Source organism: Methylobacterium endophyticum (assembly GCF_050591105.1).
In the GTDB taxonomy this organism is placed as follows: Bacteria; Pseudomonadota; Alphaproteobacteria; order Rhizobiales; family Beijerinckiaceae; genus Methylobacterium.
Genome location: NZ_JBNHES010000001.1, coordinates 142,989 through 155,408, shown reverse-complemented (window position 1 = coordinate 155,408; position 12,420 = coordinate 142,989). Strand labels below are relative to the sequence as shown.

The 12,420-nt window shown below is 70.4% G+C and carries 13 protein-coding genes and 1 tRNA gene; 7 read left to right on the top strand and 7 right to left on the bottom strand.

The window, feature by feature from the left end; translation table 11 throughout:
- Nucleotides 1–7: 7 nt before the first annotated feature.
- The 3 genes from ACP56T_RS00735 to galE all read right to left on the bottom strand — a co-directional run bounded on the left by ACP56T_RS00735 (nt 8) and on the right by galE (nt 3,707).
- Nucleotides 8–1,429: an SGNH/GDSL hydrolase family protein gene (locus ACP56T_RS00735; protein WP_430910212.1), complete on the bottom strand. Its 1,422-nt coding sequence runs from the start codon at nt 1,427–1,429 to the stop codon at nt 8–10.
- A 63-nt stretch (nt 1,430–1,492) separates the two neighbouring features.
- Nucleotides 1,493–2,710 carry a lytic murein transglycosylase gene (locus ACP56T_RS00730; RefSeq protein WP_430910211.1) on the bottom strand — a complete coding sequence of 406 codons (1,218 nt, stop codon included), beginning with the start codon at nt 2,708–2,710 and terminating at the stop codon, nt 1,493–1,495.
- Nucleotides 2,711–2,714: 4 nt separating this feature from the next.
- The gene (gene galE, locus ACP56T_RS00725; RefSeq protein WP_430910210.1) at nt 2,715–3,707 is read right to left on the bottom strand and encodes a UDP-glucose 4-epimerase GalE; all 993 of its coding nucleotides are present in this window, start codon (nt 3,705–3,707) and stop codon (nt 2,715–2,717) included.
- A 169-nt stretch (nt 3,708–3,876) separates the two neighbouring features.
- On the opposite strand from galE, the gene galU reads away from it, so the two are divergent.
- A complete protein-coding gene (galU, locus tag ACP56T_RS00720; protein WP_430910209.1) occupies nt 3,877–4,743 on the top strand; it encodes a UTP--glucose-1-phosphate uridylyltransferase GalU in 867 nt (288 codons plus the stop codon).
- Between the two features lie 299 nt (nt 4,744–5,042).
- On the opposite strand, the gene ACP56T_RS00715 is transcribed toward galU, so the two are convergent.
- Nucleotides 5,043–5,945: an N-formylglutamate amidohydrolase gene (locus ACP56T_RS00715; RefSeq protein WP_430910208.1), complete on the bottom strand. Its 903-nt coding sequence runs from the start codon at nt 5,943–5,945 to the stop codon at nt 5,043–5,045.
- Nucleotides 5,946–6,189: 244 nt separating this feature from the next.
- Here ACP56T_RS00715 and cpdR point away from each other — a divergent pair, with 244 nt between their 5' ends.
- From cpdR to ACP56T_RS00695, 4 genes are all read left to right on the top strand, one after another.
- A complete protein-coding gene (gene cpdR / locus ACP56T_RS00710) occupies nt 6,190–6,546 on the top strand; it encodes a cell cycle two-component system response regulator CpdR (RefSeq protein ID WP_003603128.1) in 357 nt (118 codons plus the stop codon).
- Nucleotides 6,547–6,627: 81 nt separating this feature from the next.
- The gene (gene grxC, locus ACP56T_RS00705; protein WP_430910207.1) at nt 6,628–6,906 is read left to right on the top strand and encodes a glutaredoxin 3; all 279 of its coding nucleotides are present in this window, start codon (nt 6,628–6,630) and stop codon (nt 6,904–6,906) included.
- Nucleotides 6,899–7,753: a carbon-nitrogen hydrolase family protein gene (locus ACP56T_RS00700; RefSeq protein ID WP_430910206.1), complete on the top strand. Its 855-nt coding sequence runs from the start codon at nt 6,899–6,901 to the stop codon at nt 7,751–7,753. Before grxC ends, ACP56T_RS00700 begins: the two co-directional genes overlap by 8 nt.
- 19 nt (nt 7,754–7,772) lie before the next feature.
- Complete coding sequence (locus ACP56T_RS00695) at nt 7,773–8,216, top strand: DUF1178 family protein (RefSeq protein WP_430910205.1); 444 nt, start codon at nt 7,773–7,775, stop codon at nt 8,214–8,216.
- Here ACP56T_RS00695 and ACP56T_RS00690 read toward each other — a convergent pair.
- Together ACP56T_RS00690 and ACP56T_RS00685 are read right to left on the bottom strand one after the other, a co-directional pair.
- Complete coding sequence (locus ACP56T_RS00690; protein ID WP_430910204.1) at nt 8,213–8,701, bottom strand: disulfide bond formation protein B; 489 nt, start codon at nt 8,699–8,701, stop codon at nt 8,213–8,215. The genes ACP56T_RS00695 and ACP56T_RS00690 overlap by 4 nt on opposite strands.
- Nucleotides 8,702–8,703: 2 nt before the next feature.
- The gene (locus ACP56T_RS00685) at nt 8,704–9,285 is read right to left on the bottom strand and encodes a YqaA family protein (RefSeq protein WP_430910203.1); all 582 of its coding nucleotides are present in this window, start codon (nt 9,283–9,285) and stop codon (nt 8,704–8,706) included.
- 153 nt (nt 9,286–9,438) lie between these two features.
- On the opposite strand from ACP56T_RS00685, the gene ACP56T_RS00680 reads away from it, so the two are divergent.
- Nucleotides 9,439–9,523 (top strand) — tRNA-Leu (locus ACP56T_RS00680).
- Nucleotides 9,524–9,543: 20 nt separating this feature from the next.
- Here the strand turns inward: ACP56T_RS00680 and ACP56T_RS00675 are convergent.
- Complete coding sequence (locus tag ACP56T_RS00675; RefSeq protein ID WP_430910202.1) at nt 9,544–10,536, bottom strand: class I SAM-dependent methyltransferase; 993 nt, start codon at nt 10,534–10,536, stop codon at nt 9,544–9,546.
- 340 nt (nt 10,537–10,876) lie between these two features.
- Between ACP56T_RS00675 and ACP56T_RS00670 the strand changes: the two genes are divergently transcribed.
- Nucleotides 10,877–12,418: a class I SAM-dependent methyltransferase gene (locus tag ACP56T_RS00670; protein WP_430910201.1), complete on the top strand. Its 1,542-nt coding sequence runs from the start codon at nt 10,877–10,879 to the stop codon at nt 12,416–12,418.
- Nucleotides 12,419–12,420: the final 2 nt, after the last annotated feature.

The following is a 12,420-nucleotide window of genomic DNA, read 5'->3' as shown; positions in this document are numbered from 1 at the left end:
CGGGATCTCAGCCGGGCGGCCAGCGGAAATCGTCGGCCCGGCCCGGCTGGGGCAGGGGCGCCGCCCCGCGCTGAAGGCTGCGCTCGACGGTGCCGGACGGGTCTGCCTCGAAGGGGCGTCCGCTGGTGAGGATGCCGCCCGGCGAGATCTCCGGGCGCCCCAGCGGCACCACCGGCCCGGCGGCGGGCTTCACCGGCAGCGCCGGAATGCCGGCGGGCTCGGGCAGGCTCGGCAGCATCGCCGTGATCTGGCGGTCGATGGCGGCGGTGTCGTCGAGCTTCGGCGCCCCGCCGAGGCTCGGCCCTGACGGTGCCGCCGAGACGGCGGCGGCGGGCTGCTGCTCCACGGGGTTCGGCGCCGCCGTGCCCATCAGCCGCTTCAGCTCGACATCGGCGAAATGGGCGAGCTTGCGCGCGCCGGCATGGGTGAAATGCACCCCGTCCGAGGTGCGCAGCTTGGCGATCTGGCCTTCGAGGTCGGGGCCGGAAGGCGCGTAGCGGTTGCGATCGTCGGTGAAGCCCGGCCAGACATCGACATAGGTCGCGCCGGCCTTCGTCACGCGCTCACGCGCGATGTCGTTGATGCTGGCGAGCGCCGCCGTCAGCGTCTCGCCGCGCACGGGCGGCGTGCCGACCCAGATCAGCGGGATCTTGCGCTCGGCGAAGACCTTCGCCATCGCGTCGATGCGGGCGGCGTAGATCTCCTTCCATTTCGCGCCGAGGGGCTCGTAGCTCTGGTCGCCCTCGCGGATGGGCTGGCGGTCGTTCACGCCGAGCATCACCAGCGCGTAGCTCACCTTCGGGTTGGCCTTGAGATACTCCTCGGCCGCCTTCGGCCAGTCGACCACGTCGAGGCGCACGAGGCCGCTGTCGCCCTTGGCGCGGTCGATCACGACGACGTCCTGGTTGTCCTCGAAGACGTCGTCGAGACCGCGGCTGAGATGGTCGGCCAGCGAATCGCCGAAGACCGCGATCTGCGTGGTCGGCTCGGTCTTGGCGGCGACGGGCTTGGGCGGCTCCGGCGCGGCGGCCGGTTTCTCGCGGCGCACCCGAGACCGCTGCGAATCCGCCGAGATCGACGGCCGGGGCCGGGGGGGCTGCGCGGGGCGGTAGGTCGGCTGCGGGCGCGGCCGGGGCTCGGCCTGCTGGGGCCGCTCCTCCCAGGGCCAGTAGAACTGGCGAGGCGCCTCCTGCTGCGGCGCATAGCGGCGACCACCGCTTCCATCATCGCGGTAATAGCTGTCGCGGGCGCGGCGGCGCGGGTTGTCGTAGCCGCCGCCGGAGGGCCGGTCGTAGCTGTCCCCCCATTGCGCGGCGGCCGGGGCCGGAGCCGCGAGCCAGCCGGCCACGATCACGGCGGCGAGCAGGACGAGGCCGGACGCGAGCCGGGCTGCAATCCCCTCGCGCGCTCGTGCCAGGCTCAGCTTCATGCCGCTCGACCCGTCTCGTGGATAACCGCTCGCAGCGACCATACAGGAGGGCGCGGCGGCCGTCTAAGGCCGGCCCGAGAGGCGGGCGAGCAGCGCCGGGGTCGCATAGCCGTCCGCGACGAGCCCCTCGCGGATCTGGTAGCGCCGCACCGCCTCGCGGAGCTTCGGGCCGGCCCTGCCGTCCGCCTCGCCGGCATAGAGGTTTTCGCGGGCGAGCCCCGCCTGGAGGGCCTGGAGCCCGGCCTTGTCGAGCCGGGCGGCGGCGCTCGGCCAGGGCGCGGACAGGGCAGGACCGCCCGCCAGCCGGTCGGACAGGTGGCCGATGGCGAGCGCGTAGGAATCCGAGGTGTTGTAGCCCCGGATCACCTCGAAATTCCCGGTGACGAGAAACACCGGGCCGCCGATGCCGCCGGGCAGGAACAGGCTCGCCTCGCCCGCCGCCGGCAGGGCGCCCCCATCGGCGCGCCGCACGCCGCGCGCGGAAAAATCGCCGAGCTGGCCCTTGTAGCGCGTGAGGTCGAAGCCTTCGGGGAGCCGGACCTCGTAGCCCCAGGAATAGGCCGGGTTCCAGCCGAGCGCCTGCATGTAGGCGGCGATGGAGCCGAGCGCGTCGGCGTCCGAGGTCCAGATGTCGCGCCGGCCGTCACCGTCCTGATCGACCGCATGGGCGAGATAGACCGAGGGCAGGAACTGCACCTGCCCCATGGCCCCGGCCCAGGAGCCCTTCATTTTGTCCGGCGCGATGTCGCCGCGCTCCAGGATGACGAGGGCGGCGAGCAGCTCGTCGCGAAACAGGGGGCCCCGATGCCCGGCCTGGGCCAGGGTTGCGAGGGAACGGATGGTGGAGAGCGAGCCGCCGCTCGCGCCGAAATCCGACTCGACGCCCCACAGCGCCAGGATCACCGAGCGCGGAACGCCGGTCTTCGCCTCGATGGCATCGAGGACGCGGGCGAGGGGGGCGCCGCGCGCCCGCCCGCGCGCGATCCGGGAGGCCGAGACCGCGCCGACGAGATAGTCCCAGACCGGGCGCGCGAACTCGCCCTGCCGCCCGATCCGCGCCAGCACGTCCGGGTCGGGACCGGGGATCCCCCGGAACGCCGCATCGAAGGTGTCTCGGGAGACGCCGCGCGCCGCCGCGTCGGGACGCAGCGCCTCGACGAAAGCCGAGAACCCTTCCGAGCGGGCGGCGGCGGGCTTGAGCGCCGGCTTGGGCGCCGCCTGCGCCCCGCAGGGAAGGGCGGCGATCAGGAGCGCGGCAAGGCCGGCGCGGAGCGCGCGCATCGGCTCAGCGCCGGTTGCGCTTGGCGAGTGCATCCTCCCAGGCGAGCGCCTGCCCGACGATCCCTTCGAGGTCGTCGTATTGCGGGCGCCAGCCGAGCTCGTCGCGGATGCGGTCGGCCTTGGCCACGATCCGGGCCGGGTCGCCGGGGCGGCGCGGCGAGAGCCGGACCTCGAAATCCCTGCCCGAGACGCGCTTGACCACGTCGATCACCTCGAGGACCGAGTAGCCGCGCCCGTAGCCGCAGTTCAGCGTCATGCTGGCGCCGCCGCCGCGCAGATGGTCGAGGGCGACGCGGTGGGCCTCGGCGAGGTCGGAGACCTGGATATAGTCGCGCAGGCACGAGCCGTCCGGGGTCGGGTAGTCGGTGCCGTAGACGTCGAGATGCGAGCGCCGGCCGAGCGCGGCCTGCGTCGCGACCTTGATGAGATGCGTCGCGGTCGGGCTCGACTGCCCGCTGCGCCCGCGCGGGTCGGCGCCGGCGACGTTGAAGTAGCGCAGGATCACGTAGCTGAACCCGTGCGCGGCGGCCGCGTCCGCGATCATCCACTCGCTCATCAGCTTCGAGCGGCCGTAGGGGTTGATCGGCGCCAGCGTCAGGTCCTCCGGCACCGGCACGATCTCCGGCTCGCCGTAGACGGCGGCGGTGGAGGAGAAGATGACGTGCCTCACCCCCTCGCGCACGGCGGTCTCGATGAGGGCGCGGGTCTTCACGGTGTTGGCAAGATAGTACCCGAGCGGGTCGGAGACCGAGTCCGGCACCACGATGCGGGCGGCGAAATGCGCCAGCGCATCCACCTTGTGCTCGCGGATCGTCGCCGCGACGAGGGCCTGGTCGGCCACGTCGCCCACCACGAGCCTCACCTCGGGCGGCAGCGCCCAATCGAAGCCGGTCGAGAGATCGTCGAGGACGACCACCTCCTCGTGGCCGGCATCGAGCAGCGCCAGAACCATGTGGCTGCCGATATAGCCGGCGCCCCCCGTGACCAGAACCGCCATCGCTGAAACCATTCCCCCGGCTGCGTGCGCGACCCTACCAAAGAGGGGCGCGGATTTGAGAACAATCGTGCCGTCCTTGACCCGCGCCGGTCTTGCGCTCGGCAGGCATGCGTTATCTTTGGGTCGCCATTCGTTGAGATCCCCTCGCTCGCAACCGGAAATTCGTTCGATGAAACCGATTCGCAAGGCCGTCCTTCCCGTCGCCGGCCTCGGCACCCGCTTCCTGCCCGCCACCAAGGCGGTGCCGAAGGAGATGCTGACGGTGGTCGACCGTCCGGTGGTCCAGCATGTGGTGGACGAGGCGCGCGAGGCGGGGATCGAGCATTTCATCTTCGTCACCGGGCGCGGCAAGGCCGTGATCGAGGACCATTTCGACATCGCCTACGAGCTCGACCGCACCCTTCAGGAGCGCGGCAAGACCGCCGCCTTCGAGGAGTTGAAGAAGGACCTGCCCAAGGCCGGGCAGACCAGCTTCACCCGCCAGCAGGCGCCCCTCGGCCTCGGCCACGCGGTCTGGTGCGCCCGCGAGATCGTCGGCGACGAGCCCTTCGCGGTGCTGCTGCCCGACATGCTGAGCCGGGGCTGCATGGGCCAGATGCTCGAGGCCTATGCCCAGCACGGCGGCAACGTCATCGCCGTCGAGGAGGTGAAGCCCGAGGAGACGCACCAGTACGGCATCGTCTCGGTCGGCGAGACCTTCGGGCAGACCTTCGAGATCACCGGCATGGTCGAGAAGCCCAAGCAGGGCACCGCGCCCTCGAACTTCATCATCTCCGGCCGCTACATCCTCCAGCCCGAGATCTTCTCGATCCTGGAGCGCGGCGAGACCGGCGCCGGCGGCGAGATCCAGCTCACCGACGCCATGATCAAGCTCATGGCCGAGCAGTCCTTCTACGGCATGCGCTACAACGGGCGCACCTACGACACCGGCTCGAAGCTCGGCTTCCTCACCGCCAACCTCGCCTATGCCCTGGAGCGCGAGGAGCTGGCCGGCCCGCTCAAGGCCGAGATCGCCGCGCTGCTCGGCCGGGGCTGACGGGTGGCGAGCGTCGAGGTATAAAAAATACCAGGATGCGCCGGACGCCGGGAGGGCATGCGCGGGACGCGGGCATTTTTCTGCAAAGCCTCTTGCCTTTTGTGCGGCGCACTTTATTTTGTGCATTGCACGGTCGCGATGGCGTCGCGGTCGCGCAGCCCTTCTTGGGCGTTTCCTCCCTAGACTTCGGGCCGCTCCTTCGGGAGTGGCCTTTTTTCTTGGCCGAACGGCCTCGTGCGGCGGGGAGACGGCAAGGGAAACCGGCAAGAAGAGCGGCGAGGAAAACCGGAAAGGGGCGGCTACTCGGCCGCCATGCGGCGCGGGGCGAGTTCGCCGAGATCGCCCGCCACCGCCGCGATCACCTCCCGCAGCAGGTCGATGAGCGTGAAGAAGCCCGGCGTCACCGCGAGGCTCAGCTCGTTCATGTAGAGGGCGCGGTTGATCTCGATCTGGAGCGCGTGGCGGCCGATATTCGGCTCGCCGTAATGCTCGGTGATGAAGCCGCCCGCATAGGGCTTGTTGCGCACCACCCGCAGGCCGCGCCCCTGAAGCTCGACCTCGAAGCGGTCGACCAGCGCCGGGGCGCAGGCAGTGCCGAAGCGATCGCCCAGCACGATGTCGGCCTTCATCTCCTGGTCGCGCCCGAGGCTCGCCGAGGGCATCGAGTGGCAGTCGATGAGCACGGCATGGCCGAACTGGCGGGCGGTGCGCTGGATCAGCCCGCGCAGCACCCGGTGATAGGGCTTGTAGAGCCCCTCGATGCGCGCCACCGCCTCCTCGACGGCGATGCGGCCGGGATAGATCTCCTGCCCATCCGCCACCACCCGCGGCACCGTGCCGAGCCCGCCGGCCACCCGCATGGAGCGGGTGTTGGCGAAGGGCGGAAGCCGCCCGTCGAACATGCGCGGGTCGAGCTCGAAGGGCTCGCGGTTCACGTCGAGGAAGGCACGCGGGAAGTTCGCGCGCATCAGCGGCGCGCCGAGTTCCACCACGGAGGCGAACAGCCGCTCCACATGGGCGTCCTCGGAGCGGCGCAGGGAGAGCGCGTCGAGCCGGGCGGCCTCGAGGAACGCCTTCGGATAGACCGCGCCGGAATGTCCCGTGTTGAACACGAGCGGCAGGGTATGGGCGGCCGGCTCGTCGACGGCGAAGGCCGGGGCGAATCCGTAGGCGTCGGGTAGGTCCGGGATCGGCGACGTCATCGCGTGTCTGGCGACAGCTCGGGCTTGCGCGGCGGCATGGGGGCACATTGGGGCGGCGGCGGGCGCCTGTCCACTGCGGGAACGACGGTTTCGTGACGCTTCTCCGGGCACGTCCGGCTCGCGTGCGGTGCTTGCGCAACGGCCTGTGGGGCGTTCGGCCCGAGGCCCAAATCCTAACGCCTTGTTTACCATCCCCTCCCTTTATGGAATGAACTGACGACTCAAGGGGCTCGGGACGCGTCCGATGAAGATCCTCCTCGCGGAAGACGACAACGACATGCGCCGCTTCCTGGCCAAGGCGCTCCAGAACGCCGGCTACGACGTGCTCTCGTTCGACAACGGCCTCTCGGCCTATAACCGCCTGCGCGAAGAGCCCTTCGAGCTGCTGCTGACCGACATCGTGATGCCGGAGATGGACGGCATCGAGCTGGCCCGCCGGGCCACCGAGCTCGACCCGGACATCAAGGTCATGTTCATCACGGGCTTCGCCGCCGTGGCGCTCAACCCGGATTCGAAGGCCCCCAAGGACGCGAAGGTGCTCTCCAAGCCCTTCCACCTGCGCGATCTCGTCAACGAGGTCGAGAAGCTGCTCGCGGCCTGACGCCCGCGCGGGATTGCCGGTAGGCACCCGAAAGCCGGCGGCTTATAGGGAAGACGTCTCCCGCGAGAGTGCGTCCGTTCCATGCAGCCGGTCACGATCTACACCACCGCGTGGTGCCCCTACTGCTCGGCGGCCAAGAGCCTGCTGAAGGAGAAGGGCGCCGCCTTCACCGAGATCGACGTGGAGCGCGTCGCGGGCGCCCGTCTCGCGATGACGCAGCGCGCGGGCGGCCGCACCAGCGTGCCGCAGATCTTCGTCGGCGACACCCATGTCGGCGGCTGCGACGATCTCTACGCGCTGGATTCGTCCGGCGGACTCGCGCCGCTCCTCGCCGGCACCAAGCCCGCCGCGCATGCCTGACGTCGCTCCCGCAAAGTTCGTCGCCGCCTGCGTGCAGATGCGCTCCGGCCGCGACCCGTCCGCCAACCGCGACGCGGCGGTGGCCGGCATCCGCGAGGCGGCCGCGCGCGGCGCGCGATACGTGCAGACACCGGAGATGACCTCCCTGGTGGAGCGCAGCCGCGACAGCCTGTTCGAGAAGATCACGCCCGAGGGCGAGGACGCGACGCTCGCCGCGATCCGGGAGGTCGCCCGCGAGACGGGGGCGATCGTCCAGATCGGCTCGCTCGCCGTGAGGAACGGCGACAAGGTCGCCAACCGCGCCTTCCTGATCGATGCCGAGGGCGCCATCACCGCGTCCTACGACAAGCTGCATCTCTACGACGTCGACCTGCCGAACGGCGAGCGCTGGCGCGAGTCGGCGACCTACGAGGGCGGTTCCTGCGCCATCGTCGCCGAGACGGCGGTGGCGCCCATCGGCGTCGCCATCTGCTACGACGTGCGCTTCCCGGCGCTGTTCCGGGCGCTCGCCGAGGCCGGCGCTACGGTTCTGACGGCGCCCGCCTGCTTCACCAAGCAGACCGGCGAGGCGCATTGGCACGTGCTGCACCGGGCGCGTGCCATCGAGACCGGCTCCTTCATGATCTCCGCCGCGCAAGGCGGGCATCACGAGGACGGGCGCGACACCTACGGGCACTCGCTCATCGTCGACCCATGGGGCCGCGTGCTCGCCGATGCCGGCGGAGCCGAGCCGAGCGTGATCCTGGCCGAGATCGACCTGTCGCTGGTCGCGGACGCGCGGGCGCGCATCCCCACCCTCCAGAACGCGCGGCCCTTCCGCGTCGAGCGCATCGGGTCGGCGGCCTGACCCGCCGATACCCTCTCCCATGATCCGCTACGCCCTCGCCTGCGGGAACGGCCACGCCTTCGAGAGCTGGTTCCCGTCGAGCGGCTCGTATGACGAGCAGGCGGCACGCGGGCTGGTCTCCTGCCCGCATTGCGGCTCGACGCTGATCGAGAAGCAGGTGATGGCGCCGAGCCTCGGACGCTCCGTCGCGGTGGCGGAGGAAGCACCGGCACCGACGCCCGCTCCCGTCCTCACGGAACCGGAGCGCCGGATGCGGGCGATGCTGCGGGCCGTCCGCGAGCATGTCGAGGCGACGGCCGAGCATGTCGGCCCGCGCTTTCCGGAAGAAGCCCGCAAGATCCATTACGGGGAGACGGACAGCCGGGCGATCTACGGCGAGGCGAGCCCGGACGAAGCCCGCGCCCTCATCGACGAGGGGATCGCGGTGGCCGCCCTGCCGCCGATGCCCGACGACAGGAACTAGCGGCGCAGCGCCGCGACGCCCGCCACCCCGGCCAGCGCCGCCGCGATCAGCGCGTTCCAGCCGGCGAGCGAGATGCCCGCGAAGCGCCAGGCGGCGGCGGTGCAGTCCACCGGGCGGGTGGTCTTCAGCGCGTCGAGGAAATCGCCGACATCGGCGGGGTTCGGACCGCTGCCGCCGCCGCAATCGCTCGGGCCCGGCCAGAAGCCCCATTCGGCGCCGGCGTGATAGACGCCGAGCCCGGCCCCGTAGAGCATCACCAGCGCGATCAGGCCGAGGACGAGCCGCGCGGCGCGTCCGGGCAGGAGGAATGCCAGCGCGGCCAGGGGGATCGAGAGATAATAGGGCACCCGCTCGGTCAGGCAGAGCTTGCACGGCACGTAGCCGAGCCCGTGCTGGAACACGAGGGCGCCCCCCACCGTCAGCGCGGCACCTGCGAGCACGACGAGGGCGGCGCCCTTGCGGCCGGGGATCGGGAGAGCGGCCATCGTCAGAGCACCAGCTTGAACAGCACGAAGCCGAGGACGACCACGGCGACGGAGATCGCGGCGACGACGTTGAGATGCCGGTCGAGCACGCCTCGGATCGAGACGCCGTAGCGCTTGAGCAGCGCCGCCAGCAGGAAGAACCGCGCCCCGCGCGTCACCACCGAGAGCAGCATGAACCAGAACAGGCTGTAATGGGCGAAGCCCGAGGTGATGGTCACGAGCTTGTAGGGGATCGGCGTCAGCCCCTTGAGCAGGATCACCCAATGCCCGTACTGGGCGTAGGATTCCCGGAAGGTCGAGGCGGCCCCGTCGAGCCCGTAGAGCTTGAACAGCCACTGCCCGAGGGAGTCGAACAGCAGCGCGCCGATGGCATAGCCGAGGAGCCCCCCCGCCACCGAGGCCAGCGTCGCGATGGCGGCGTAGTGCCAGGCCCGCTCGGGCCGGCTGACGGTCATCGGCACCAGCATCGCGTCGGGCGGGACCGGGAAGAAGGAGCTCTCGGCGAAGGCCACGGCGGCGAGCGCCCAGGGCGCGGACGGCTTGCCCGCGAGCGCGAGGATCCACTCGTAGAGGCGGCGCAGCATCGATCCGACGGTTCCGGGATGAGGAGGGCGCCCGCCTTTGAGCACAGGCGCGGCGCGGAGGCGAGGCCCGCCCGCAACACCATTGGCCGCAGGCGGCGGGTTCGTCACGCCCTCTGGCCCGCGCCGCCGACCTGTGCCAAGAGGCAAACGGACGCGGGTATGGCGGAATTGGTAGACGCGGGCGACTCAAAATCGCCAGCCGCAAGGCGTGGGGGTTCGATTCCCTCTACCCGCACCAGATAGGCCCGGCGAGGGCCGTCAAGAGGCCGCGCGGGCGCGCAGGGCCTCCATCTCCCCGTAGAGGATCTCCAGGGCCCCGGCGGGGTAGTAGCGGCCGGCGTCGCGCTGCGCGGCCTCCTCGCGGGCGCGCTCCTCGTTCTCCCAGCGCCCGAGCACGGCCCGGTTCGGCATCTCGCGCTTCGGGCGGGCCGTCCAGTAGGAGAACAGGTTGTCCCGCGGATGCCGCTCCAGATGCGCGGCGTCGGCGGCCATGATCCGCTCGATGACCGCCGCGCCCTCGGGCTCGTGCTGCGCCGCGTGGAGGGCGTGGTTCTGATAGAGCAGGGTGTAGGCGATGGAGCCGCCGAGCGGCGTATACTGCTCGAGATCGAAATAACGGCGCAGGCACTCCTCCTGCAACTCGGAATGGACCGCCTCGCTCGGATCGGTGTGCAGCATGACGTGCAGGCTCGGATAGCGGAGCTCGATGCGGAAACGCGGCGGCAGCGTGTTGTTCATCTCGACGATCTTCGACCACATCTCCCAGGAGTACTGGTTGCGGTGCGCGCCCACATAGTCGAACGTCGCGTAGATGCCGTCGCGTCCGAGCATCTGCGCCAGGACGCGGGTCATGCGGTCGATATAGGCGACGTGGTGCATGGCGCCGACATTCACGGCGAGGTCGTAGGTGGCGCCCTGCGCGTCGAAGGCGTTGACGTCGGCGAGCGCGTAGGAGGCCGGCAGGCCGATGGCGGCGGCTTCCTTCGCGGCCTGTTCCAGCAGCTCCGGGCTGATGTCGGAGCCCGAGGCGCGGCGGATGGCGCCGATCCGGAAGAGGTCGCGCTCCACCCAGCCGTTGCCGCAGTTCACGAAGAAGGCGTGATCGAAGGTGCCGTAGGACTGCTTCAGATACCTGAACCAGTCGAGATCCTCGCGCCCGGTGATGAGCGTGTTGTGAATCTGGCAGACGCGGTCGTAGTTGTTCCAGTAAATGGTATTGCCATAATACTCGAACCCTTCCGCGGGTTTCACAGTCCCGGTTTCCGGGCTTTCGCTCATTCTTCCGCTCCGGCCGCAATTGAAAGGCGTGAGGACGCGGAAGCAGCCCTCCCGACCGCTCCGCCCCGACCGCGCGACCATGACAGGACACGCGCCAACCGTCATGCATTCAGCTTTCCCGCGCCGAAATTCAAGTCGCGGCGCGGGACGAGCGGGAATGTCGCATCTCGCGATCCTCGAAAGTCTCGACCCGCGCGGAAATGCTTGAAGGAACCTTGGCCGTCGATTGCCGGGCGGCCGGCGAGACGGTAACGCTACGGCCCGTCCGGGCGCCCGCGCCCGAGGCCGGCCCACGGAGCGAAGTCTGGCGATCATGAGCGGCTGGTCCGAGGGTTACGTCGCCGACATCCCGTACGCGCTGGGATTTTATCGCGAGACGGTGCCCTCCCACATCGCCTTCGCGGCGGCCTGCGTCGGCCGGAGGTTCGCCGCCGATCGCGGGGGGAAGCGCGTGCTGGAGCTTGGCTTCGGCATGGGGCTCGGCTTCGTCATCGCGGCGGCGGCCAATCCCGGCATCCAGTTCGAGGGGGTCGACTTCAACCCGCTGCACGTCGCCCATGCCCGAGGGCTGGTGGAGGCGGCCGATCTCGGCAACATCGCCCTGCGCGAGGCGAGCTTCCAGGAGGTCGCCCGCGAGGCGCGCGAGGGCCAGCACGACGTCGACCTCATCGTGCTGCACGGCATCCTCACCTGGGTCTCGGTGGAGGCGCAGGAGGCGATCGTCGAGATCGCCCGCAAGCGGCTGAAGCCCGGCGGCTTCCTCTACGTGTCCTACAACGCCATGCCCGGCTGGGCCCCCGTGCTGCCGATGCAGCGGCTGATGCACGAGAACGCCAAGCGCGCCGCCGCCCGCTCGGACCTCCAGACCACCTCCGGGCTCGACCTGCTGAAGGCCCTGATCGGCGAGGGCGCCGGGTATTTCCGGGCGAACCCCTCCCTGGAGCAGCGGGTCGAGAAGATGGCCGGTCTCGACCGCTCCTATCTCGCGCACGAATACCTGAACGCCAACTGGTTCATCTTCCACTTCGCCGACGTGGCCGAGATGTTCGGCCACGCCAAGCTCGGCTTCGCCGGCTCGGCGACGCTGATCGAGAACATCGACGCGCTGTCCCTGCCGGAGGGGGCGCGCGCGCGCATCGGCGCCGAGCAGGACCCGGTCTTCAAGGAGACCCTGCGCGACATCGCCTCCAACAAGCAGTTCCGGCGCGATCTCTTCAGCCGGGGCGCGATCCCGCTGACGCCGCCGGAGCACACCGAATACCTCTTCGGCCTGCGCTTCGCCCCGACGGTGGCGCGCACGCGGATGAACTTCAAGTTCCCGAGCCCCATCGGCGACCTCGACGGCAACCCCGAGATCTACGGCGCGGTCTGCGACCTCCTGGCGACGAAGGCCGCGAGCTTCGGCGAGATCGTGGCGCTGCCGGCGTTCAAGCAGGGCGGCATCAACGCCGCCCTCCAGGCCGTCACCCTCCTCGTCCATAGCGGGCAGGTGCAGGCCGTCCCGGCCGGTCCCGCGCCGGAGGTGAAGCCGGCCCAGCGCCTCAACCGGGTGATCGTCGAGCGCATGCTCCAGGGACGGGTCTATTCCTTCCTGGCGGCACCCGCCTGCGGCTCTGGCGTGCAGGTGCAGCACTCGGACCTCCTGATGCTCGCGGCCGTCACCGCGGCCAAGCAGGACACGCCGGAGGGCATTGCCCAGTCCGTCGCTCAGACGATGCAACGGCTCGGCATCAACTGGATGAAGGACGGCAAGCCGATCACCGACGCCGCCGCGCGCCTCGCCGCCATCACCGCCGAGGCGGCGGTGTTCAAGGCGGAGAAGCTGCCGGTCTGGAAGCGCCTCGGCGTGGTCTGAGG

Excerpts from the sequence above, each read along its gene's own strand:
- ACP56T_RS00730 (WP_430910211.1), bottom strand. The coding sequence starts at position 2,710 with ATGCGCGCGCTCCGCGCCGGCCTTGCCGCGCTCCTGATCGCCGCCCTT.
- cpdR (WP_003603128.1), top strand. The coding sequence starts at position 6,190 with ATGAAGATCCTCCTCGCGGAAGACGACAACGACATGCGCCGCTTCCTG.
- ACP56T_RS00695 (WP_430910205.1), top strand. The coding sequence starts at position 7,773 with ATGATCCGCTACGCCCTCGCCTGCGGGAACGGCCACGCCTTCGAGAGC.
- galU (WP_430910209.1), top strand. The coding sequence starts at position 3,877 with ATGAAACCGATTCGCAAGGCCGTCCTTCCCGTCGCCGGCCTCGGCACC.
- grxC (WP_430910207.1), top strand. The coding sequence starts at position 6,628 with ATGCAGCCGGTCACGATCTACACCACCGCGTGGTGCCCCTACTGCTCG.
- ACP56T_RS00735 (WP_430910212.1), bottom strand. The coding sequence starts at position 1,429 with ATGAAGCTGAGCCTGGCACGAGCGCGCGAGGGGATTGCAGCCCGGCTC.
- ACP56T_RS00690 (WP_430910204.1), bottom strand. The coding sequence starts at position 8,701 with ATGGCCGCTCTCCCGATCCCCGGCCGCAAGGGCGCCGCCCTCGTCGTG.
- ACP56T_RS00700 (WP_430910206.1), top strand. The coding sequence starts at position 6,899 with ATGCCTGACGTCGCTCCCGCAAAGTTCGTCGCCGCCTGCGTGCAGATG.
- ACP56T_RS00670 (WP_430910201.1), top strand. The coding sequence starts at position 10,877 with ATGAGCGGCTGGTCCGAGGGTTACGTCGCCGACATCCCGTACGCGCTG.
- ACP56T_RS00685 (WP_430910203.1), bottom strand. The coding sequence starts at position 9,285 with ATGCTGCGCCGCCTCTACGAGTGGATCCTCGCGCTCGCGGGCAAGCCG.
- galE (WP_430910210.1), bottom strand. The coding sequence starts at position 3,707 with ATGGCGGTTCTGGTCACGGGGGGCGCCGGCTATATCGGCAGCCACATG.
- ACP56T_RS00715 (WP_430910208.1), bottom strand. The coding sequence starts at position 5,945 with ATGACGTCGCCGATCCCGGACCTACCCGACGCCTACGGATTCGCCCCG.